This window comes from Parasutterella sp., from assembly GCF_057870745.1.
On sequence record NZ_DBMALT010000013.1, the window covers coordinates 1 to 22,066 of the forward strand.

Here is a 22,066-nt window from a genome sequence, read left to right on the forward strand (position 1 = left end):
TTTTTGATAAGCCTTTAAGATTCCAAATCTTTTAGGATCAATCTTTGCCTTATTTTCCATTCCTGACTCCTTTAGGAGTCAACTTATTTCAGTACAAGACAGTCTTCAACCGCACACGCAATGACGTCACTAAGTTAGAAGCGTTTGCCAAAGATTTGGGACTTGAGATTTTTGGGTCGATTCCGATGGATGAAGAAGTCGAAGCTTATGACAGCGAAGGCAAGTCGCTTCTAGAACTTCCGGAAAACAATCCGGCGCTTGAAGCCGCTCGCAAGGTTTACAAAAACTTTAACTGATTGATTCACAAACATTTCGGCCTCCTTTCGGAGGCCTTTGTCATGTGGGGACTACTTCATTTTGGCGATGTCTTCAGCCGCGGTATCAGCTGCTAGTTTGCCTAAGATCACACCGATCGAGACTCCCTGGCCGTACTGAGAAGCTGCTTCGCCGCTGACGTAAAGTCCGGGAATGACTTTTCCGGTTTCGGTGACAGCACGAGCCTTCAGATCAATCTTGACGCCGCCATAGGTTGTCTGGCTTGCCGGACTGATCTTGGCGCCATAGTACGGAACCTTGTCGATACGGCTGAAGCGGGAATCTTTGCGACCGAATTCGTGGTCGACACCGTCATCCATGCCTTTCTGATAGGCAGCAACGGTCTTAGAGAGGTTCTCGGCATTGATACCGAGTTTCTTAGCCAATGCATCTAATGTCGGAGCTTCAACGAAGTAACCGGCTTCCTTGTATTTCTTCATCAGAGCGGCACGATCCACGGAAGCCTGATCGAAGATCAAGTAAGCATGTCTGTCCTTCTGATCCTTAATGGCTTTGCCCAAGATCGGCGTTAAAGCCAATTCATTCACAAAGCGATTGCCGTCTTCATTCACTAAAATCGCACCGTTGTAGCGAACGTTCGTCAAAGAGACAGCACCGTTACCGGTTTGGTAGGCAACGGTCTGAGGTCCGGACCGATCCATTTGACCCAGCGCTGCACCTACCTTAGTCGCCATCGCTAATGCATCGCCTGTGGCGCCGCGGCTGGCAGTTGACGGGTAACCTGCCCACATCGGCGTGTATTTAGCGACAAGTTCAGGATTTGAAGCAAAACCGCCGGTAGCCAGAATCACGCCTTTGGCGTGAATAACATACTTACCGTTGTCGTGGCTGACGCGAACACCGGCAACTCGACCGTCTTTAACGTAAAGATCTTCAGCCTTTGTGGATGTGCGAGGTTCGATTCCAAGTTTGTCAAGCTGCTTCTTCATGACAGGAACGAGCATGGCGCCAAGTGCTCCGCCGTCTTTCGGCGTATGCTGAGAGCCGTTAATTACGCGGCCGAGATCAGCACCCATGTCTACCAACCAATCGGTTGTCGGACCGGAAAGGTCAGCGAGGTTGCGCAGAGAGGCGTCATCCGGACCTTTGCCTTTAAGTTTGAGGTAGTAGTCGTCAGCGGTGTACGGTTTCTTCAAGGCCATCTGGATCTTGCTGCCGCCGGCATTAAATGCTGTGGAAGACAAAGCTGTGGTGCCGCCGATCATCGGAAGCTTTTCGATCAGGATAACGTTTAGACCTTTACGTTTGGCTTCGATGGCCGCGGCCATACCGCTGCCGCCCGCACCGACTACGACTACGTCGGTATTGGCATCTTCCAATACAGCGGCTTGATCCTTCTTCTGAGCTACAGCTTTAAGGTCGGCTTTAGAACCGCCGGCTTTCTTCAAAACTTCTCCGACAGCCGTCAGAATAGCGTTGCTGCTGTTGGTGGCGCCGGCGACTTTATCAATGTCCAAAGACTGACGGTCAACGATTTTTGTGGGAAGCAGTTTGATGGCTGTCTCGCCGATCATCGGTGTTTCGGAGTTCTTCAAGACACGAATTTTAGTGATCGCACCATTTTCGATGGTGGTTTCGACAACGACAGGACCGTTATTGCCCTTTCCTTCTGCGACATACGTTCCGGATGTCAGCGCGGCTTGAGCTAAACCGCAGGAAACCAAGCCCATGGCTAGCAATACAGCTTTAATTCTCATTTTTTCTCCTTTGATCTGAAGTGGTTGGGGCGTTTAATGCCGCTCGTTTGATAGAGAAATAGTAAAGCTGTGTGTTACACACAGGTCAAGGAAGTCAGATAATTAATCAGAGATTCGGACGCGAATCAGAATAGAAAACAGCGGTCCATCCGGTGTTTCTTCAATTGCCAGCAGACGACCGGACGAGCTGTGGGTAAAACTCATATTTAAGCTTAGGACCTTATCCAACAGAGGCTTGAGATCTTTAGGGCCGAGATTGAGGATATCGTACGTTTTAAGGTAGATGATCAGGAATCGGCCCTCCGGAATTGTTTCAACCGGCGGTGTGGACTGAAGATGAAATTCCTCTAAATACTTGTGCACGATGCCGAGACCCAACTCAACCGAATACGGGCCTCCAAAGTTCGGATCGTTCAATTCTTCTTTTGGAATTTTGACCGAAAAATGGACGAACGGAAACAACTTCGACCATTGCTGGACGATCGCAAGCTGATCCGTATGAGGTTTTTTCAAACCGTAGGTATAGACGCTGTGAATCGGATCACGGCGAACATCTTTGACGACACCTTCCATTGTGCACATTTCGGCTTGAGCAAGGAAAGTTTCTACTTCGGTGAGTCTTTTTTGAAGTTTTTGGAGTTTTTCGATTTCGGCAGAAAGCTGCTGACTGCGCTCAGCCAACAAGTTTCTTTGATCCTGGACGGAACCGGACTGAAAGTCCTGAGCCTGAGGCAGAGAAAGACCGAGACTGCGGTTCACTCGAATATTTGCCAGATACAACAGATCTTGTTCGTCGTAATATTTGTAGTTATTTCCGGAATTCACGACGGGTTTCAAAATACCCATATGCGTGTAATGCCGAATCACTTCAGGAGATAAACCCAACAGATCAGCTAATTTCTTGACGGTCAGCATGGTTCAAGTCTTGAACTTAATCTCAAAACGAAGAAATAGTTATAACTCAATTAGATAGCAATATTTGAGTTAAGCGCTGGGAGCCCACCAATCTTTCAGATTCGTGAAGATCGAACCATGGAAGAGCGTTATGTTGCCGTCTTTTTTCATCCAGCCTTTTCCCATCCAGTCACTTAATGTCAGAGAAACAGAGGTGCGGCTTGCAGAAATAATTGAGGCAATTAACGTCGCTGTCAGCCGAACCGGCATGGGGTTCCAGCCGGCATAGTTCGGCTTGTAGTAAGACTTGATCAAAGAATGGAGGAAAGCGCGAAGCCTGTTGTCAATATCCAAGGTGAAGCAGGCAAGGAGCGCCTCAATGTGGCTTTCCTGCTTAAATGTAATGTTTTGGGCAACCTTTTCGTAGACATTAATGTCTTTTCTAATCTCTTTGTGCCAGACATCGTAAGGCAGGACCAACCCTGTACTGTTTTTGATTGTGTAAGCACTGACGTTGGCCATGGTCCCGGTCAGTCCGTCTATGTCCCCCATGGTTCTATTCGGGAGAATGAGACTTAATACGTGCTCTTTGTCCTGAGTATCCCAAAACCGATAAAGGCACAAACCCGTCAGCAGAAGAGTAATTTCTCCATCAGGTGCTCCGTGTTTAAGCTCCTCTCCTTTCTTGAAAGTACGTTTTCTACCCAAGCGATTGAAGATTTCGACAACCTCTGCCGGAGCTTCGGGATGGAACCATTGTTCACCAAATAATATCTGTCTCATTTTCGTCTTTTTTCTTTTTATAGATTTAACTATAACCCCGTGTATGAACTGGAGATATAAGCGATTTTCCTAAATATCCGCCGTAATCGCAGTTTAGGATAGGCTCGAAGTTCAAACACCCCACTTAAAAAGATGCCGACCAACACCTCAGTGAGTTATATGAAACCTTCTGCGCCACTCTAGCTCAGTCTGGGAGAACGGCAAACAACCCGTTTTCCTTCTCTTTTAACATGAATAAGGGACTCTCTCCTTGGGTCTGTTGGAAGGATAGAAAACTATATGCCAAATAATTTGCCTCGATTAGAAAAGGCTATTAAGCGAATCATTTGGGAACAGAAGCATAAAGCGCCCAATGAATCTCAAAATTACGTTCAGTGGTTGCATAAAATAGATGTATTCTTTACTTGTCTGACGGCGATCGCTTCTGTCGGCTCCCTGCTTGGGATCGCATTCTATTACGGTCTTAATAATTCAACGAACGAAGCGTCCGGCTTCTTGGTTGGGCTCCACGCAGCTTTATTCTTATTTGCGGTAAATATTTTTCTAGGAATCTGTTTTGCTTTTAATCGATTCGTTCTTCATGCCGGCATCCTAAAGTGGATCGTAAATCTCTTAATCCTTATTAGCGCTGCGGCCTATTTCTTTCCAGCGGCTTCAAACTGGTTCGGATGCATTAGCTCCAAGGAGTTTCTCTTTTTTTCCTTGGCCTCTTATTCGTTGGTCTTTCTCAGCGCGAAAGCCCTTGATCTGGCCAATAGCTATCGCATGAATCCTTCTCTGATTCTTGCCTCTAGTTTTATCGTTGTGATTCTCATCGGGACATTCCTTCTCATGCTCCCGAAAAGTACTAAGGAACCCATAGATCTTATCGACGCTTTTTTTATATCTACCAGTGCTGTCTGTGTCACCGGTCTGTCGCCGATCGACATCTCGCAAATATTTACGAATTTCGGCCTTCTCGTTCTCTCGGTCCTAATTCAGATTGGCGGCTTAGGATTAATCGCGTTTACCAGTGTTTTTGCTATTTTTTATGCAGGCTCTACCTCTGTCTACAACCAGCTGCTCATCCGAGACATGATTTACTCCAAATCCATGGATGCCCTTTTGCCTACTCTCCTCTATATTCTCGGCTTTACATTAAGTATTGAAACGATTGGGGCATTTTTAATTTATGTAACTGTCCCCTCCTCCCTATTTACAACGCTATCGGATAAATTAATTTTTTCTGCCTTCCATTCAATGTCTGCCTTTTGTAATGCGGGGTTTTCAAACTTAAAAGACGGGCTAAGTAATGAAGTTCTTCTTAAAGGGAACCAATTTTTCTACTTGGTTATCTGTGCGTTGATGTTTTTAGGATCCATCGGTTTTCCTATTCTCATTAATCTAAAAGATAAATTATTTTGGAAATTAAAAAAGCAGCTTTTCCCTTCTACAGGAGAACAGACAAATTTCATTCGCTTTGATTTAAATACGAAGCTAGTTTTAATTACCTCTTCCATCCTGGTCGCGGCAGGAACGGTGCTTTTCCTAATTTTCGAGTATGACGGGACACTCAAAGACATGAGTTTCTTCACAAAAATTGTCCAGTCATTGTTTAATGCTATTCTTCCTAGAACTACGGGTTTTGCTTCCGTCAATCCTGCGGATTTCCAGCCTTCCACAATTCTTCTCGTCTGCCTTTTGATGTGGATCGGCGGATCCTCCCAATCCATGGCCGGAGGTGTAAAAGTCAACACGGTAGCAGTTCTATTCTTAAACCTTAAAAGCATTATCACAGGCAGCGATCAAACCGGAGCTTTTCATAGAGCTATTTCCGAAAAGGCTGTTCTGCGCGCATACGCCGTAGCATTCATCGCCACCGTTTGTGTATTTGTATTTTCTTTTATCCTGATTCTCCTTGAACCCGGACAGCCGATCAGAAGCATCATTTTTGAAGTTATGTCGGCTCTATTTACTGTTGGTTCATCCCTCGGATTAACACCGGTACTTTCAGGAGAGTCGAAGTTTGTTCTTTGTATTGCAATGTTTTTAGGGCGTGTCGGACTACTTTCTATCCTTATAGGATTATTAGGCCACCGCGGAGCAAAGGGCTGTTCTTTCCCAAACGAACACATCATCATTAATTAACTGTGAAATCCATATGAAATATCTTGTTATCGGTTTAGGCACGTACGGACGTGAGCTGGCTATCAATTTATCTTTACAAGGCAATGAAGTTATCGGTGTAGATCATCGATCGGAAAACATTGAGGCAGTGAAAGAACAACTCATGACCGTTTACGAACTTGACGCCAAGGATGAGAATTCTTTGAAGCTGCTTCCTCTTAAAAACATGGACATTGTTATCGTTGCTATCGGAGAGGATTTCGGCGCAAGTTTAAAAACGGTTGCCCTCTTGAAAAAGAACGGTGTCAAGCACATTTATGCCAGAGCCATCGACAACCTTCACCAGTCTATTCTCGAAGCATTTAATCTTGAACGCATCTTGACGCCGGAAAAAAGAGCTGCAAACGATTTAACGCTGGAACTCAGTCTGAACACCCAGTGCAGTACTTTTAACATCACAAAAGACTTCATGGTGTTGAAATTTACAGCGCCGGAAAAATTCGTCGGACACAGCTATCGGAGCATTAATTTTTCTCGGTTTGGCTTAGTCCTTATTTCTGCTGTTAGAAAAGTTACCGAAAATAATTTACTAGGACTTTCTTCTTCAAGAGAGGAAATCTTAGATTTGGAGCGCAAATCGATGGAAGAAAAAATCGCCTCCCGTGACGAAATCATCGTAATGGGGACAAGAAAAAATATCACAGACTTTCTTTCTTCGGTTCAAACAAACTGAGAAAACGGCGGGTTCACGATTTTTTTTCGAAAACGGAACAGGGGGCGGCAGCGAGAGTGTTCAGTATTTAACGAGCCAATTTTTGGAATTAGCGTAACTTTAGGAACATAAAGCGTTAATCCTAAGGAGACATTCGTTATGTATGCAAAACTCACTCTTTCCGCCGCTTTTGTTGCACTTGCCTTTAGTCACAACGCATTAGCGGCCGACCATAACCTTTCTGCCGATATATTAGTTGTCGGAGCAGGCTCGGCTGGCTTAACGGCAGCCGTTCAAGCTGCAGAAAAAGGCAAGAAAGTTATCCTTTTAGAGAAAAATCTCGGTGTCGGAGGCAGCTCGCAGTTTGCTGAAGGATTGTTTGCAGTCGGCTCAGAATGGAATCGTCTGAGAAGCGATCCTCTTACCAAAGAAGAAGCTTTCAAAACCTTAATGGAAAAACACGGCTATGTGATTGATGCCGCTAAAACCAAAGATTATGTCGAAGGCAGCGCTGAAAACATCTCCTGGCTCGCCGGTCACGGCATCAAATTTGAAGTTGTGCGCATGACGCCGTGGGAGGCCGCAATCTGGCACGTCATCAGTGATTACAAAGGCACAAATCACGGCTCAGGCTTAATCAAAGGGCTCAAAGATGCTGCCGACAAGGCCGGCGTAGAAACCAAGCTAGGAACACCTGCCACTGAACTAATCCTGAATAAGGAAGGCGCAGTCGTCGGTGCGAAAGCTGCAGATAAGAAAGGCAATACCTACACCATCAGCGCAAAAGCCGTCATTCTTGCGACCGGCGGTTTCGGCGACGATCCGCAGAAAGTCAAAAACTGGGCTCATCGCGATCCTGAAGGCTGGAAGAGCTCTGTACCTATCGGGAAAACCGGTGACGGCATTGCCATGGCAACGAAAGCCGGTGCAGCCATGGGCAACGTTTCCTTTGTTCAGCACCTCGGCACGGAGGGCAAAGGCATTAAGTTCCTGGGAAACCTCTATGCCACATCCTGGCAGCCTTCAGCTCTTTGGGTAAATTGTGACGGCAACCGTTTCAGCAACGAAGATGTCGCCTTCTCCTTTGCTCAGGCTGCCAATGCGATCTATGCTCAGCCTCATCACTACGGCTGGTCAATTTTTGACGACAGCCAGGTCCAATACATGATGAAAAAAGGCGTGGACTCCGGCATCGGCGTATTGGTACCGGTCGGTCAGAAACTGCCGAATCTGCAGAAAGAGATTGATGAGGCAGTCGCTGTTAAGAGCGATGGATTTAAGGCCGCTTATTCCGTTGCTCAGCTTGCCGAAGAACTCGGAGTTCCGGAGGCTAACCTTCAGAAAGCTGTGGACCAATACAACAAGGCTTGTGAGGTTGGTCATGACAGTGAGTATTACAAAGAAAAGACCTATCTTCGTCCGCTGAACACCAAGAAACTTTATGCCATCAAGCTGAAAGCCTACTTCTTCAGCTCCTACGGCGGTCTGAACACCAACCGCAAACATCAAGTTCTGGATAAGAACAATAAACCGATCAAAGGGCTTTACGCCACAGGTCTTGAAGTGTCTGATATGGTCGGACCGACTTATTCCACTTGGTCTTTGGGACATGCCTTCGGATTTGCTTCTTACTCCGGCAGACACGCTGCCTTAAATGCGATAGACGAAATGAAGTAACCCGAAAAATTTAAGCGCCGAAATTGGCGCCCAAAATCGAAAAGGTCCGAGGCAAAAAATCCGAACCTTTTCTCCACCCGTTAATGAAAGTTATTTAGTGACAGCCGCATCCACAGCTTCCGCCGTGTTCTTCATGACCATGACCGCTGCATCCGCAGCCACCCTCGTGTTCTTCATGACCGTGGCCGCCGCATCCGCAGCCGCCAGCATGTTCTTCATGATGATGGCCTCCACAGCCGCAGCCACAACCGCCGGTACCTTCAGGCTGAAGGGTTCCTGCAATCAGAGCCTCAATGACTTCGTCAGGGTTGCCAGTGACGCCGGGAAGTACATCAATACCGCTCTGAGCCAAAGAAACCAAAGCGCCTTGACCAATGCCACCGCAAATAACAGCCTGTACACCTTGAGCGGCTAAGAATTCAGCCAGCGCTTCATGACCGGAAGCTTCGCTGTCAATCACAACACTTTCAACAACGCCCTGGGGCTGTACGTCAAAAATCTTGAACTGAGGAGCTTTGCCAAAATGCTGGCAAACAACGCCGTCTTCGTAAGGGATGGCAATACGCATTTTTAATTCTCCAAAAAAAATTGTTCGGGAATTGTATCAAGGTTATCCATTTAGATTAAGTGGTGGCAACCCGATGAAAATTCAAGAACGGAAAATGCAAAAAAGTTTGTCTACGCCGAAAATGGTGCTTAGCAAAGAGTCGTTACTTCTAAATAGAACAATAATTCATAGAATTACGGCTCGCAAAATTGATCATTAAATCATGTCCCTCATCGAAAAGCTTTTCAAAGTCAAAGAGCGCGGCTCATCGACTAAGACAGAATTCTTAGGCGCCGTCTCGGCTTATCTCGCAGTTTGTTATCTTTTCATCGTTGTCCCCGGCATGCTTGCCGACGCAGGAATGCCAATTGGAGACGCCACGGTGGCAACCATTTGGGCTGCTGTCCTCGGCACCTTGATGATTGCTTTCATCGCCAACTACCCGGTTGTTGTGGCACCGGGCCTCGGCATCTCTGCTTACTTTGCGTACTACGTCTGCGGAGCAATGGGACTCTCCTGGCAAGCTGCGTGCGCTGCCGTCGTGATTTCCGGTTTTGTCTTCTTTATCCTGACCGTCACACGGGTGCGCCAAGCCATTATTAAAGCGATCCCGCTGGACCTAAAACTGGCTATCGTCGCCGGTATCGGAGCTTTCATTACCATCATCGGTCTTAAAAACGCCGGCATCGTCGTTGCAACACCTTCTACGATGATCGGACTCGGCAATATGATGCAGCCTCAGGCTTATTTGACGATTCTCGGTGTTGTGCTCGCCGGCTGGATGATGGCCAAAGGCATTCGCTTAGCAATGCTGATTACGATTCTGATCGTTGCGGCCTTAGGTATTGTTACCGGCGTCACGCCGACAGACGGAATTCACAATCTTTTCTCAGGCAGCTTCAAGCTCCTCCCGACGGAAACGATTTTCCAAGTGGATTTCAAACAGATGCTGACCGTCGGTATTGTGGGCGTACTCTTCTCCATCACAATGGTGGACTTGTTTGACAATATGTCGACCCTGATCGGCTTGTCTTACCGTGCCGGCTTCATGGATAAGCAAGGCAATATTCCCGGCCTCGACCGTGCTCTGATTTCCGACTCTATCGCCACCATGGGCGCCGGTCTTATCGGTACTCCGACTTCTACCGCCATCCTTGAAAGCGCTGTGGGCATTGAAGCCGGTGCAAGAACCGGCCTCTGCGCTCTGTTCCTTGCAGGTTTCTTCGCATTAACCTTGTTTGTTGCTCCTCTGCTGACTCTAGTTCCGGCCTTTGCTACTGCCTGCGTTCTGATCATCGTGGGTTACATGATGCTTCAAGGCACGGCTTCGCGAATTAATTTCTCGGATATCACAACAGGTCTTCCCTGCTTCTTAACCATCTTTATGATGCCGTTTACCTTCAATATCGCCACCGGTTTGGCTTTCGGCGTCATCAGCTTCGTGCTCTTAAAGTTCTTAGCCGGTAAGAAAGAAGAAATTACGCTGACCATGGCAGTTTTGGCAGTGGTTTTTGTGGGAATTTTGATTTCTCACTAAGACGCGGAAACTAACCGTTTCGAACAAAAGTTTTCAACAGATCGGACAGGAATGCCTTATCCTTGTCCGATCTGTTTTTATATGATTCCAAAAATTAAAGATGTACAGCATGCAGGAAACAAAAGCTGAATTGACTCTCGACCACTTCGGTAGTGATCCAATCACCCGTGTTGAAAACGCCCTTGCCGGTTTAAGAGAAGGCAAAGGCGTCGTCGTTCTTGACGACGAAAGCCGCGAAAACGAAGCCGACTTAATCTACTCTTCCGATCATCTGACAGAAAAGCAAATGGCTCTAATGATCCGTGAATGCTCCGGCATCGTCTGCGTCTGCCTTCGTGACGAAGACTGCAAACGCTTAGAACTTCCTCAGATGGTTGCTTCTAACTCCAACACTCAGGGTACTGCTTTTACGGTATCCATTGAAGCTGCTCACGGCTGCACTACCGGCGTCAGCGCTAAAGATCGCGTCACTACGATCAAAGCAGCAGCCAACCCGAATGGCAAACCTGAAGACCTCCTTCGTCCCGGCCACGTTTATCCGCTTCGTGCTCGCTCCGGCGGCGTGTTAGAGCGCAGAGGCCACACTGAAACAACCGTCGATTTGATGAGAATTGCCGGTCTGAATCCTTGCGGTGTTCTTTGCGAATTGATGAACGAAGACGGTACGATGGCTCGTCTGCCTGAGGCATTGGCTTTCGCAAAGAAACACGACCTTCCGATCATTACGGTTGAAGATCTGGTTAAATATCGTCAGGAAAAGAACGTCTAATCATTAAGTTAGCCAACCGAAGAAGTTTCTTCGGCGGTAAATCGCATGATTTTTGGAGGCTTCCTATATGGAATCGGAGGCCTTTTGTATTTCCGGCTGCTGCACCTCTCACGTGTCTCAGCCTTCTTTGTAATACTTCAGCCTGAAGATGGTTGCACCTAAAGACGCGGCCACAATGATCAGAATGCCTAAGAAAGTGAACGTATCTGGAACTTCGTCAAAGAACAGATAGCCAAATATTACTGCGAAGATCACGGCACTGAACTGCAGAGAAGCGCACAGAAGCGTTTTGCCTTTCTTCCAGCCGATGTTTTGTGTCCATTGGCCGAGTGCCGTGAAGACACCCATGAGCAGAACTGGAACCGAGAATACGTGTTCTGCCCGCAGTCCTGTTGAAAACATCAAAGTAGCCGCCCCACCGGATAAGGTACACGCCAAGGCAAACCAAAAAAGCGTCCTAATTGGCGGTTCTCCTTTCAGGCCCAGCAGTCTCAAGGAAATACTTGAACCCGAACTCAATGCTCCGGATAAAAGACCGAGGCCAACATAAAGAGCGTTTTGATCAGCAACATCAGGTCTGAGCACAAGCAAGACGCCCGCAAATCCGATTAGCAAAAAGACAAACAGCACCCAAGGAATTTTTTTGCCTTTGAACAGGTACCAGCCGAACACCCAAAGTCCTAGAAACAATGGCCCCGTGTATTGGAGCGTCTGAGCCGTAGAAAGAAGAATATGCCGAGCAACCAAAATATTGATGCTCAAAGCTCCGACTCCGCACAAAGCACGAGAGAGCTGAAGTGCCGGTTCATGCGTCTTAAGCGTAGTTTTTGTGGCTGCGACAAGACAGATCGCCACTGTCAAGACAACGATGGATCGCAAAAGGAAGATTTCGTAGAAGGCCATCGACACCGGCATCGCTTTGATAGAGACGTAGGCGCTGCTGATAAAAAATGTCGATAAAACGATCCAAAAAGATCCCATAGCTGTATTTCTGTATCTTCATCCCAGAGATAAAGAAATATACCGTGGACCACAACGTTTTCTTAATTTTTGAACAAAACAAAACCGGCGTCTGCTGAATATCTCAGCCGTCACGCCGGTTCTAAACCTCTAAGGAAAGGTTACTTCTTCAATGTCAGCAATTCACCGGAGAACTGACCGAGCCATCCGTCACCGAATGCATCGTGTGCATAGTGACGGAATTCGTTGCCTGCCTGCTGAAGTTCGAGTTCGTTTTCAGGCGTCATATCGCCGGTGCCCAAACCCAGCATGTCTGTAACGAATACCAAAGTACGAACTTCTTTGTCATTCTTCATGACCGGAGCAACGAGGAAGAAGTCATTGGCTTCAACGTTCTTACGGTCAGCGCCGAAGAGCTTGAAGTAATCATTAGCACGAAAGATGTTCGAGCAAAGAATGATCTTCGGGCTCTTTTCAGCGACTGCAGCCTGGAAAACCTGACCTCTCTGAGCAACGAGGAAGTTCAGGAAATCGCGGTAAGAAGGCAGTCCGGTGTACTTAGCCATTGTGACTTCGCCGTCAGGCGTCGTAACAGCGAGTTTTTCCATCCAGGCGTTCGTTGTAATCATTCCGGTGCAGAGCGGAGAAGCACTCAGCAGAAGAATCGGCTGTTTGTCTTCCTGTCCTTCGGGTTTGAAAACAAGAGAAGTTTCTGCTTCAGGATTGCCTGTAATGCTGTTAATCAAACGAGTAACGGATTCGGTGCACGGGCATGTTGTCGGCAGTGCGCGCTTTAAAGCATCAATATTCGTAACCGGATTTGCAAAGACTTTTTCCGGATCGATCGGCAGCGGGCAGCGAGCGCTGTGATCTACGACCAGCCAGATCGGGGCATTAGGGTTGCCGCCCATGCAGCCGGAAAAAGAGCTGATGTATTGAGTAAATAACTCAGGAACTTGAACCATTTCGATATCCTCCAATTAAAAATATTCTTCTTTTCGCGCCCCCGACTTTGTGCGAGAAAAACACTCGCTCATCCGAAGCTACTCATATATGAGCAACACTCAGACGAAACCTTCAAAATCGGCTGACTCGGAACAATTATTTCTTGCTGCGGCCGCAACCACATCCGCAGTCTGTGGCAACTTCTACTTCTGCATCCATCAGAGCTTCGGTTTCAGCCTGTTCAGCTTTTTCCTTGTCTTTCTTTTCGGCCTTGTGACTTACAGGACCGCAGTCGGTAGCAGCCTCGACTTCAGCGTCCATCAGAGCTTCGGTCTCGAGTTGTTCTTTCCTTTCTTCGTCTTTTTTATCTGCTTTGGTCATTGATGCTCCTCAAACATAGTTTTTGTTGAGGCCCTTCGCCTCAATTCGTACTTCACGATTCACTTTAACCTCTGAGGACTGAGATAGGTGTGAAGAGGGCCGAAAACGGGCATGGAGATATCATCCCATTACCCTTCGCTTCTCCAGAAAGAATGAATGCTTTGCCAATATGAGCGGCTACGAAGGTCTAGGTGCTGACCTAACCCAGTTGGGTTTTCGGATCAAGGAAAAAGTATTTAGGAATGTCGGCATCCTCACATGCGTCGGTATCGCACCGACAAAAACCTTAGCCAAATACTGCAACCATTTGGCCAAACACTACGCCGGGCTTAAAGGTGTGTGCAATTGGCTCGACTTAACGCCTCAAAGACAGGCAAAGGCGCTTGCCTGCGAACCTGTCTCTGAAATTTGAGGCATCGGCAGGCGTTACACCGAGCATCTCGGCAAGATGGGCATTCGTACCGCCTTGGATTTAGCCTGTGCAGATGCAGAAGCCATCCGTGATCGGTTCGGTATTACGCTTTCTATGACGGTACGAGAACTTCAGGGAACGTCTTGTATTCCGTTGGAACTTGTAAAACCAAAAAGACAGCAAATTCTGCGAAGCCGCAGCTTCAGTCATTTGATCTGCGACAAAGACGAATTGCTTGACGCCATCACTTTCCATGCATAGGAATGCGGAAGAACCTTGCGCCACGAGGGTATGGTGGCGCACACCGTCGGTATTGTCTTACACACGAATCCTTTCCGCCGGCAGGACGTCCAGCAGCACGCTTATCCGTGTGTGGGACTTCCCTACCCGATCTCGGACACCAATACGATCATTCACTGTGCCCGACGGCTGCTCAATCAAAGTTACCGCAGAGACTTCCTCTATAAACGCACCGGCGTCTACGTCGGTGAAGTCGTTCCGAAAGATGCCGTCACCAAGGATCTTTTTGAAGAGCCGGAGACAGAACAGCAGCAAATCATCTGTGAACTGATGGACTCCATCAACACGCGCTACGGTAAAAATACGCTCTGCTTTGCGGCTTCTAAATTAGGAAAAGACACTTGGAAAATGTCTCGCGCACGTTTAAGTCCCGGATATACCACCTGCTGGAAAGACCTGCCTCGCATCGGGCCGCTCTTAGAAGAAATCGTTCCGTTCTGATCGACACATCGAAAATTCAAACCGACGGGAAAGCCAAAAGCTCGCCTGCCGATTTCGTGGTCTCAATAAGCTGTTGTCAGAGAAGACCGGTCAGTACCACGGTAACAATCAGAAGCGGCGACAGAATACCGATCACGATACGAATTGCCCAGAGCAGCCAAGACTGCACGGGACCGGCACTGGTAAGCTGCTTAGCCGTCACCTTCCAGGCAATCCAAGCCGCTGCCACGCTGAAGCCAATTTCAGACAGCGGCATACCGACATTGCTCGTCAGGAAGTCGAGCAAATCAAACACGTTCTTGCCGAACATCTTGAAGTCGGACAGGGATCCGAAGCTCAGAGTGCAGAAAAGGCCGATGAACGCAGCCAAAGCCGTTGTGATCCAAGTCACGGCCGCTCGGGACAGACGGGTATAGTCCAAAAGTGAAGCCACTACGGCTTCAAGCATGGACATGGAGCTCGTAATCGCCGCCACAACCAAGCAGAAATAGAAAAGAATCGCAAAGAAAACACCGAACGGCATCTGCGAGAAAATCGCCGGCATCGTCACGAATGTCAGACCGGGACCGGCAGTCGGAGACAAATTAAAGGCAAACACGGCAGGCATCACCATTAAGCCGCCGAGCACAGCAGCCATGATCGCCAGGAATGCAACCCAAGCCGTAGAGGTTAAAAGATTGACTTTCTCGGAGAGATAGCCGGCATAAGTTACCATCACGGCTGCGCCTAAAGACAGCGAGAAGAAAGTAAATCCCATCGCGTTAAAGATCGCAGACGAGGTAAAGCCGCTCCAGTTCGGTTTAAAGAGATATTCCAGACCTTTAACGGCGCCGGGAAGCGTTAATCCTCGGACAATTAAGATGAGCATGAGGATAAAGAGCACCGGCATTAGGAATTTAGCCAGTCGTTCGATCCCTTTCTGTACGCCTAATGAAACAATCACCGCGTTGGCGAGCAAGAAGATGATCTGATAGAAGTACGCTAAGGCGCCGTTGCTCACAAACGAACCGAAGTTTTTATTGAGTTCGTCCGCATTAGAGACAATTCCGGTTCCTGTGAACGCGTCGATCAAATATTTGATACACCAGCCGCCGACGCAGGAATAAAAGCAAAGAATCGCAAAAGCGGTAACGACACCGACCGTGCCGAACACGCCCCAGTGCTTGCCGACCACTTTCTTTAATGAGCCGATCGCACCCATTCTGCCCTCTCGGCCGATGACGTACTCGCTGATGAGCATCGCCACACCGACTGTAAAGGTAAAGAGCAGATAAGAGAGAAGAAAAACAGAACCGCCGTTATTGCCGGCAAGATAAGGGAATTTCCAAATCGCGCCCAAGCCGACGGCAGAGCCTGCACTTGCCAGAATGAATCCGATTCTGGATCCCCATGTGGAATTTGAAGCCATAGTCTTAATCTTGTTGGTTTAGCTGCTGTATATGTTACAGGCTGAAACCATCACCAGAAGGATCCGAAACAACAGAATGATCAGCGGCCGTCCGGTCGACCGCTTCGACACGTATCTTCAGAGACAAAAACCTTGTCAATCAACTGATTGTTTTTATCGACATGTTCGATTTCGTAAGCAGGAAATCCTTCTTTGAATCGGTCTCTGAACTGCTGGTTCAGACAAACACCGTTAAAGCCTCCGGTCACCAAGCGATGTTTATCTTCCTGAGAGAAGTTAGCGGCAAGATTCTGAGTATGTTTGATGCGGTAGCGGATCACACCGTCTTCAGAAACACCCAGAGGCGTGACTTCGTAGCCGTCCTCACTTTCGATTTCAGGAATTTTGGCGTAAGGCGTTTTAAGGAGCTGCTGAGCCGTCTTCGGCTGATCGTGCAGGATTGAACCGATCGCCGGAAGCAGGTCTCTGGAGATATACGTTGAATTCAGGTTTTTATCGAAATTCAGGCAAGCTTTGGTTTGAATCTTCGCACTGTCAAACCGCGTCCCTTCTCCGTCTAAAAATTCGTAGTTTACGTTTCCGATGCCGTGGTCGTAATAGGACGGCGCTTCAACACAAGTTAATCCGAGCAGGAAGGTTTTGAAGTATTTCTTTTCTGCGTCTGTAAAAGGAGGGCCCTTGCGTGCAGCAAAATTTAAACGCACGTTGATGTTGGATTTTTCGTCCTGACCTAAGACAGAGGCTTTGACTCCTTCGAGCGAAGCAGAATTTGCTGTGAGTGCGGAAGCAAGTTTTTCGTTTAGGGCTTCTACGCTAAGTGCTTTTGAGTTTTGAGCTTCCTGTTTATCCGGCTGAATTTCTCCGGATTGGGTTCCGACAAATTCATAAGCCAAAATAAAAACGGCACCGACTCCGGCAATCACATAGCGATAATCCACTCCGAACCACTTCACTTTTCATTCCTCCGAACGCTCTGAGACTTACAGTCTTATATTAGTAACTTTTCCTCGCGGACAGAGCCCGAAAATCAATTTTGAGTTGCAATTTCGTGTACCTTAAATGCGCATAGAAAGGAACACAGTTGGATTTGAATCTGTATGCTTTCCTGAAAATTAACGGAGGTCTGCATGATCAAAAAAACTCTTCCTTTTCTTTTGGCTGCCGCTTTAGGCCTATCTGCTTCTGCTATGGTTCAGGCTGCCGGTACGGCGCCGAAATCTAAATCCGTGCCTTTATCTCAGCAAGTTCAGGATCTCAGAGAGACTGTACTTCAACTCCAAAAGCAAGTGGACTACCTTGAGATGCTGGTTCCGCCGTCCACAGCAGTTTTAATGTCGGACGCAAGAAAGCTATCCAGTATCCGTGTTAACGGTGCAACATTCCTAATGTCCATTGACAAACCTTCCGGAAACGCAAAAGGCAGTGATTTTGTTCTCACTATCGTCAACCCGCAAAGCATTACTTATACCAATGTCGCTTTTGATATCCGCGTGTACGGAAAGGACGCCAACGGGGACCCGAACGCTTATACAAACGCTCTGTTGGTTTCCCGTGTCACGCCGGCTCTCGCACCGGGCCAGACAACACAGTTCCGTTTTGCCGTACCGGGCATGTCGCCTGAAGACTTCACGGCCGCTTATGTTGCTTCCATGACCTTCGGGGGGATTGCCTCCCCTGCAACAGAATAGCCACTCGCTGAAAAATCATCTCAATCCGAGGCTCAAAAGGCTTCGGATTTTTTTATTTGGACGGACAGATGAGCATTAGAAGACAGATTTTATAAATTATTCAAATTGTTACCGAATACCTCTTTTGGGATACTTGTCACAAGAGCGTAAAAACCGTACCGCAAAATCATTCCTTTGTTGTTAGATAAAACCCTTAACTAACGGGGATTTATCCCATTTATTAGGAGTGACTGAATGAAAAAACCATTATATAAAGTACTGTACGTGCAAGTTCTTGCAGCCATTGTTATCGGTGTTCTTTTAGGTTTTTTCTTCCCGGATATCGGCGCATCCATGAAACCGCTCGGGGACGGTTTCATTAAGCTCATTAAAATGCTCATCGCTCCGGTGATTTTCTGCACTGTCGTCATTGGAATCGCGGGAATGGAAGACATGAAGAAAGTCGGGAAAGTCGGAGGTTTAGCCCTTCTTTACTTTGAAGCCGTCACAACGCTTGCCCTATTTGTCGGACTCTTTTTAGTAAATATACTGCAGCCGGGCGCCGGAATGCATGTTGACCCTGCAACATTAGATATGAATTCCGTCTCGATGTATGCAACAGCCGAAAAGCCTCAGTCGACTTTGGACTTTCTGTTTCATATCATTCCCTCCTCCGTTGTCGGGGCCTTTGCGCAGGGCGACATTCTCCAAGTCTTGTTCTTCTCGATCATTTTCGGCTTTGCCCTCCAGTTCTTGGGCGGCTCCCGTCACCCAGTCTACGAACTTATTAAAAAAGGATCCGACATCCTTTTCCTCATGATCAACTGGATCATGAAGGTCGCGCCAATCGGGGCTTTTGGTACCATGGCATTTACAATCGGCAAATACGGCATACACTCTCTGCTACCGTTAGGGAAACTAATGCTGGTTTTCTATGCCACCTGCTTATTTTTTGTTTTGGGCATCCTCGGTGCGATTTGTCGCTTCAACGGTTTTTCAATTCTTCGCTACCTGGCCTATATCAAAGAGGAACTTCTCATCGTTCTCGGAACCTCGTCTTCCGAAGCTGTCCTTCCTCAAATGATTACCAAAATGCAAAAAGCCGGCGTCAGCCGTTCCGTCACCGGTCTTGTAATTCCGACCGGATATTCGTTCAATCTCGACGGAACAGCGATTTACCTTACGATGGCGGCGGTGTTTATTGCACAGGCCTGTGACATCCAAATGACCTTCACTCAGCAGGCGACGCTGTTAACGGTTCTCCTTTTAACTAGTAAAGGAGCGGCCGGCGTTTCAGGATCCGGATTTATCGTGTTAGCTGCAACTCTTTCTGCCGTCGGCGACATCCCCGTCGCCGGTTTAGCACTAATCCTCGGCGTGGACCGTTTCATGAGCGAAGCAAGGTCCATTACCAACATGATCGGCAACGGTATTGCCTGTGTTGTCGTCGGTCGATGGGTGGGAGAATTAAACAAAGAACAGTTAACCGATACGTTAAGTAAAAAAGGCAAAGACGTAAATCTCTTGGACGAGCTCGAAGACGAGATCGAAACAGAAATCGGAGATGTCCTTTCTCCTCAGCAGGCTTTGGCTCCGATATCTATCAAAGAATCGGCCGAACAAAGATAATTTTTCAAAAATTTGACAGTTAAAAAGCCTTGGAACCCACAAAAGGATCCAAGGCTTAATTAATGCCGCTATGGTTAACCGCAGTTAACAACCATTGATCTTCCGGATCAGGCCCTTAAACATTTCAAATCCGATCTCAAGAGCGGCCTCATCAGCATCGAAATCCGGCTGATGATGACCTGCCGTTCGATCGGCCCCGATCACAAAATAAATACATTTTCCGAAAAGCTGCTGAATACGCTTAATTATGATCGAGGCATCTTCAGAGCCTCCGAAATCGGAGTGAGTCGTGACTGCTTTAACAAGGGGACATTGACTTGCAACCTCTTTGAGATATTCAACAAGCTCCGGGTCATTCTTGATGTCATATACCGTCCCAAGATCTTCAATAGAAAGTTGAACATCCAATGACTGAGCTGTTCCTTTGAGTATTTCTTGAGTTCTCTTCACTAGGTAGTCATTAACCTCTGTCGTTTCTCCTCTGAGATCAATCTCCATGTAAGCTTGATCCGGAATAATATTTCGGCCGCGTCCGCCTGAGAGCTTGCCGACATTGATCCGAGACGCACCTTTACTACTCCTTGAAATTCCCTGAAGGAGCATGAACGCCGAACAGGCTGCTGCAAGGGCGTTTTTCCCTGCTTCGGGTTCACTCGCACAGTGCGCAGCCCGACCTTTGAAATCAACATTGAACTTGGTTCCGCACAGGAAGCCATAAGGATCAATGACAACTTCACCTGTACGAGCCATCATTCCGACGTGTGCGGCTGCAAAATAATCGGCCTCATCCAACAAGCCTGAAGCCGAAACCGCTCTGGCCCCGCGAGAACCTTCTTCCGCTGGCTGAAAAAGAAGAATAATCTTTCCTCGAAGTTTGGCTCGCTGTTCGGAAATCCATCTTGCAAGCACTAAACCGATTGCCGTATGAAAATCGTGTCCGCAGGCATGCATACAATTATCATGCCGCGAACGAAAACCCAGCAGATTCGGCAAATGCTGAGCGTCCTCCGTTTCCTGAATCGGAAGAGCATCTATATCAAAACGCAAAACGAACGTTGGTCCGGACTTATGAGTCTCAAAAGTCGCCAGTACACCGGTAAATTCGTCAAGAATGTGAATGAACTCTTTTGGGACGCCATTGTCTAAAGCACGTTTCGCACTGATTTTGACCTCTTCTTCATTTCGATTCAAAACGAAAGCTTCGTTCAAGATCTCCTTGCCAAGCCTCAGCTTGAACGGCAGACCCATTAACTGCTGATAGATGTACCAAGTGGTCTGAAACTCGGTCCAAGCTGTCTCAGGATAAGCGTGCAAGTTTCGTCGGTGTTGTTTGAGGAGTTGTGTTATTTGTGACATATTCAATAACCTTTCACACCGTGGAATCCTTTCTTTTCGAAGGTTCGCGCGGTGTGAAACAGTGGTTCTAATATGTAAACGGACAGTGCTAACGATGTTCTCGAATCACTTCCGCCATTCGGGACAGAGCGGTCGCAACCGTCCGACGGTTTGGACCGTAGGAGAAGCGAACCCAATGGCTATATGGTTCTTTTGTCGGACGGTTGCGGTAAGGACGAACATCAAAGAAGTGGCCCGGTACAGTGATAACTTTTTTCTTGAGGCATTCATGGAAGAAGTAATCGGCGTCCGATAATTTCCCGGGAAGGTTTTCAAGCGACGCCCAAACGTAAAAAGTACCTAGAGGCTGCGGATCCGGAACTCTTATTCCTATCGATTGAAGGCCGTCAATCATGAGTCTCCGTTTAACGGCAAATTCTTTTCTTGTGGCAAGCAATTCCGCTTCTGCGTGTCCGGAAGAAAGCTCTTCAATTGCCGCTCTCTGAACGATCGTCGACGGACCGCCGTCAACAGCGCTGGCAGCTCTGTTAACCATTTCAATTAAGTATTTAGGTCCGACCATCCACGCAGCTCTCCAACCGGGATAGCGAAATCCTTTAGTCAGTCCGTCAAAGACAACTACAGGATCTTTATTAACATCTTCGATAAACGGCAGCACCGAAACCGGTTCTTTCGAGGGTGAACCATCCTCTTCATAGGCAAATGTCGCATAAAATTCATCACATCCGAGAAGACAATTTTCTTTACGGCAAATGTCCACATAGTTGGCTAAAGATCCTCCTTTTACTGATTGACCGGTAGGATTGCATGGATTTGAGAAGATATAAGCGTCCGGTCTGTATTGTTTAATGAATTCGGAAAATTCTGCGTCGGAAACCATGAAACCATTTTTCTCTTGCGCCCTTAGTTCAATCAATTCGCAAGAATGACGAAGCGGGTACAAGTAATCTTCATAAGCGGTATAGTCCGGATTTTTATAGGCTATTCGACTGCCGTCTTTAAAAATACTAAACAGGCGCGTCAAAGCTAACCGTCCGCCGGAAGCAAAAGAAATATTTTCCACCGAATATGGTTTCAGCCCACGACGATAGGTCCTATTAATCCAATCAGCGACCGCAGCTCGAACCTCAGGAGTTCCCCCGACCGGACCGTAAGCGGCGTCGATCAGTTCTTCCAAGCTGACCGAATTAATTCTCGGAGGCGCTTTCGGAATCTCTCCGACCTCAGGCTGCCCCTGACCAACATTGCACCATTCCGGATGTCCATTGTAAAAACCAAGCTTGGAAGCTTCGTGGATTGTCCAAATCACACCCATATACGGGACAAATCTGACCATAGGAAATAAAGATGTAGGATTTTCGAACATATAGTCTCCAAGAAAACAAGGACTTCGGAACGGTTTCCTTCATGTTAAGAAAAAGTAGAACTCATGAAAATGTATGATTTCTAAATCCTAAATTGTTCTTTCGCGCAAGTTGTTCATTGGTATTATTACCAAGACTTGTTTGT

General features: G+C 47.4%; 22 protein-coding genes and 1 pseudogene. 12 read left to right on the forward strand and 11 right to left on the reverse strand.

What is annotated here, in order from left to right:
* The first annotated feature begins 44 nt into the window (after window positions 1–44).
* Entirely contained in the window at window positions 45–296 is a 252-nt protein-coding gene (locus ACZND6_RS05080; RefSeq protein WP_489524432.1) for a hypothetical protein, read from the forward strand.
* A gap of 51 nt (window positions 297–347) precedes the next feature.
* Here ACZND6_RS05080 and ACZND6_RS05085 read toward each other — a convergent pair whose 3' ends face one another.
* The 3 genes from ACZND6_RS05085 to ACZND6_RS05095 form a co-directional block, all read right to left on the reverse strand.
* A complete protein-coding gene (locus ACZND6_RS05085) occupies window positions 348–2,033 on the reverse strand; it encodes a flavocytochrome c (protein WP_300877028.1) in 1,686 nt (561 codons plus the stop codon).
* Between the two features lie 102 nt (window positions 2,034–2,135).
* Window positions 2,136–2,948 carry a MerR family transcriptional regulator gene (locus tag ACZND6_RS05090; RefSeq protein ID WP_302178833.1) on the reverse strand — a complete coding sequence of 271 codons (813 nt, stop codon included), beginning with the start codon at window positions 2,946–2,948 and terminating at the stop codon, window positions 2,136–2,138.
* 69 nt (window positions 2,949–3,017) lie between these two features.
* Window positions 3,018–3,710: a Crp/Fnr family transcriptional regulator gene (locus tag ACZND6_RS05095; protein ID WP_293738009.1), complete on the reverse strand. Its 693-nt coding sequence runs from the start codon at window positions 3,708–3,710 to the stop codon at window positions 3,018–3,020.
* Between the two features lie 279 nt (window positions 3,711–3,989).
* Here ACZND6_RS05095 and ACZND6_RS05100 point away from each other — a divergent pair, with 279 nt between their 5' ends.
* From ACZND6_RS05100 to ACZND6_RS05110, 3 genes are all read left to right on the forward strand, one after another.
* Window positions 3,990–5,837, forward strand: coding sequence for a TrkH family potassium uptake protein (locus ACZND6_RS05100; protein WP_302178832.1), 1,848 nt, complete (start codon window positions 3,990–3,992; stop codon window positions 5,835–5,837).
* Window positions 5,838–5,850: 13 nt separating this feature from the next.
* Window positions 5,851–6,549 carry a potassium channel family protein gene (locus ACZND6_RS05105; RefSeq protein ID WP_008863830.1) on the forward strand — a complete coding sequence of 233 codons (699 nt, stop codon included), beginning with the start codon at window positions 5,851–5,853 and terminating at the stop codon, window positions 6,547–6,549.
* 138 nt (window positions 6,550–6,687) lie between these two features.
* Complete coding sequence (locus tag ACZND6_RS05110; protein WP_489524433.1) at window positions 6,688–8,205, forward strand: FAD-dependent oxidoreductase; 1,518 nt, start codon at window positions 6,688–6,690, stop codon at window positions 8,203–8,205.
* Between the two features lie 94 nt (window positions 8,206–8,299).
* On the opposite strand, the gene ACZND6_RS05115 is transcribed toward ACZND6_RS05110, so the two are convergent.
* Window positions 8,300–8,773 carry a NifB/NifX family molybdenum-iron cluster-binding protein gene (locus ACZND6_RS05115; RefSeq protein WP_021867418.1) on the reverse strand — a complete coding sequence of 158 codons (474 nt, stop codon included), beginning with the start codon at window positions 8,771–8,773 and terminating at the stop codon, window positions 8,300–8,302.
* Window positions 8,774–8,975: 202 nt separating this feature from the next.
* On the opposite strand from ACZND6_RS05115, the gene ACZND6_RS05120 reads away from it, so the two are divergent.
* Together ACZND6_RS05120 and ribB are read left to right on the forward strand one after the other, a co-directional pair.
* Window positions 8,976–10,289 carry an NCS2 family permease gene (locus tag ACZND6_RS05120; RefSeq protein WP_293737537.1) on the forward strand — a complete coding sequence of 438 codons (1,314 nt, stop codon included), beginning with the start codon at window positions 8,976–8,978 and terminating at the stop codon, window positions 10,287–10,289.
* A 109-nt stretch (window positions 10,290–10,398) separates the two neighbouring features.
* The gene (ribB, locus tag ACZND6_RS05125) at window positions 10,399–11,058 is read left to right on the forward strand and encodes a 3,4-dihydroxy-2-butanone-4-phosphate synthase (protein ID WP_293737538.1); all 660 of its coding nucleotides are present in this window, start codon (window positions 10,399–10,401) and stop codon (window positions 11,056–11,058) included.
* Between the two features lie 117 nt (window positions 11,059–11,175).
* Here ribB and ACZND6_RS05130 read toward each other — a convergent pair whose 3' ends face one another.
* The 3 genes from ACZND6_RS05130 to ACZND6_RS05140 form a co-directional block, all read right to left on the reverse strand.
* Window positions 11,176–12,039 (reverse strand): DMT family transporter, encoded by an 864-nt coding sequence (locus ACZND6_RS05130; RefSeq protein WP_293737539.1) that lies wholly within the window; start codon window positions 12,037–12,039, stop codon window positions 11,176–11,178.
* A gap of 140 nt (window positions 12,040–12,179) precedes the next feature.
* The gene (locus ACZND6_RS05135; protein ID WP_293737540.1) at window positions 12,180–12,983 is read right to left on the reverse strand and encodes a hypothetical protein; all 804 of its coding nucleotides are present in this window, start codon (window positions 12,981–12,983) and stop codon (window positions 12,180–12,182) included.
* A gap of 136 nt (window positions 12,984–13,119) precedes the next feature.
* The gene (locus ACZND6_RS05140; RefSeq protein ID WP_008863822.1) at window positions 13,120–13,344 is read right to left on the reverse strand and encodes a hypothetical protein; all 225 of its coding nucleotides are present in this window, start codon (window positions 13,342–13,344) and stop codon (window positions 13,120–13,122) included.
* A 127-nt stretch (window positions 13,345–13,471) separates the two neighbouring features.
* Here ACZND6_RS05140 and ACZND6_RS05145 point away from each other — a divergent pair, with 127 nt between their 5' ends.
* The 4 genes and pseudogenes from ACZND6_RS05145 (at window position 13,472) to ACZND6_RS05160 (ending at window position 14,497) form a co-directional block, all read left to right on the forward strand.
* Window positions 13,472–13,756 carry a Y-family DNA polymerase gene (locus ACZND6_RS05145; RefSeq protein WP_333492415.1) on the forward strand — a complete coding sequence of 95 codons (285 nt, stop codon included), beginning with the start codon at window positions 13,472–13,474 and terminating at the stop codon, window positions 13,754–13,756.
* A 36-nt stretch (window positions 13,757–13,792) separates the two neighbouring features.
* Complete coding sequence (locus ACZND6_RS05150) at window positions 13,793–14,017, forward strand: DNA polymerase Y subunit UmuC family protein (RefSeq protein WP_008863820.1); 225 nt, start codon at window positions 13,793–13,795, stop codon at window positions 14,015–14,017.
* A 12-nt stretch (window positions 14,018–14,029) separates the two neighbouring features.
* Window positions 14,030–14,269: pseudogene (locus tag ACZND6_RS05155) on the forward strand (DinB/UmuC family translesion DNA polymerase); the annotation flags it as partial.
* Between the two features lie 57 nt (window positions 14,270–14,326).
* Window positions 14,327–14,497: a DUF4113 domain-containing protein gene (locus ACZND6_RS05160; RefSeq protein WP_363324216.1), complete on the forward strand. Its 171-nt coding sequence runs from the start codon at window positions 14,327–14,329 to the stop codon at window positions 14,495–14,497.
* Window positions 14,498–14,573: 76 nt separating this feature from the next.
* Here ACZND6_RS05160 and ACZND6_RS05165 read toward each other — a convergent pair whose 3' ends face one another.
* Window positions 14,574–15,905 (reverse strand): sodium-dependent transporter, encoded by a 1,332-nt coding sequence (locus ACZND6_RS05165; RefSeq protein ID WP_008863818.1) that lies wholly within the window; start codon window positions 15,903–15,905, stop codon window positions 14,574–14,576.
* An 80-nt stretch (window positions 15,906–15,985) separates the two neighbouring features.
* The gene (locus tag ACZND6_RS05170; RefSeq protein WP_293737543.1) at window positions 15,986–16,858 is read right to left on the reverse strand and encodes a hypothetical protein; all 873 of its coding nucleotides are present in this window, start codon (window positions 16,856–16,858) and stop codon (window positions 15,986–15,988) included.
* Between the two features lie 174 nt (window positions 16,859–17,032).
* Between ACZND6_RS05170 and ACZND6_RS05175 the strand changes: the two genes are divergently transcribed.
* On the forward strand, window positions 17,033–17,593 hold the full coding sequence (locus ACZND6_RS05175; protein WP_489524434.1) for a hypothetical protein: 561 nt from the start codon (window positions 17,033–17,035) through the stop codon (window positions 17,591–17,593).
* A gap of 234 nt (window positions 17,594–17,827) precedes the next feature.
* On the forward strand, window positions 17,828–19,201 hold the full coding sequence (locus tag ACZND6_RS05180; RefSeq protein WP_489524435.1) for a dicarboxylate/amino acid:cation symporter: 1,374 nt from the start codon (window positions 17,828–17,830) through the stop codon (window positions 19,199–19,201).
* An 84-nt stretch (window positions 19,202–19,285) separates the two neighbouring features.
* Here ACZND6_RS05180 and ACZND6_RS05185 read toward each other — a convergent pair whose 3' ends face one another.
* Window positions 19,286–20,557 (reverse strand): amidohydrolase, encoded by a 1,272-nt coding sequence (locus tag ACZND6_RS05185; RefSeq protein WP_293737545.1) that lies wholly within the window; start codon window positions 20,555–20,557, stop codon window positions 19,286–19,288.
* 88 nt (window positions 20,558–20,645) lie between these two features.
* Window positions 20,646–21,923, reverse strand: coding sequence for a pyridoxal phosphate-dependent aminotransferase (locus ACZND6_RS05190; protein ID WP_302178829.1), 1,278 nt, complete (start codon window positions 21,921–21,923; stop codon window positions 20,646–20,648).
* Window positions 21,924–22,066: the final 143 nt, after the last annotated feature.